This window comes from Autumnicola lenta, from assembly GCF_031846515.1.
GTDB lineage: Bacteria > Bacteroidota > Bacteroidia > Flavobacteriales > Flavobacteriaceae > Autumnicola > Autumnicola lenta.
This window is the reverse complement of sequence record NZ_JAVRHO010000094.1, coordinates 1-314: the sequence shown is the minus strand read 5'-3', so window position 1 is coordinate 314 and position 314 is coordinate 1. Positions and strand designations below refer to the sequence as shown.

Annotated in this window: 1 protein-coding gene; it reads right to left on the bottom strand. The window is 47.1% G+C overall.

The annotated features are described in order from the left end of the window. Positions 1–27 precede the first annotated feature (27 nt). Positions 28–314 (bottom strand): transposase (locus tag RM545_RS17560; protein ID WP_311496585.1); only part of this gene is annotated, 287 nt, incomplete at its 5' end.

Below are 314 nucleotides of genomic sequence, written 5' to 3'. Positions count from 1 at the left end.
CTATTTTGCTAATTGCTTAGGTCGAACTCAGGTTTTCTGGTAAGCACTATCGCGCTTGAGTGGTGGCTTTGGAAGGTGAATCCGAATTTTGCCAATCTGTTGCTTTCCCTGATAGCCCCGGTCTGCCGTGGCTGTTTTGGGAGTCCTTCCCGTTAGTTTTGTTGTTTGTTCAAGTACTTCCTCCAGGGTATGCCCATCATACACATTAGTCTTGAAAGTCATGGCTCCTACGATGATCCCGGTTTTCTGGGTCAGGACCACAGAGGCTTTGCACCCGTATTCGTATTTTTTGTGAGCCTTGCCTTTACTCATAC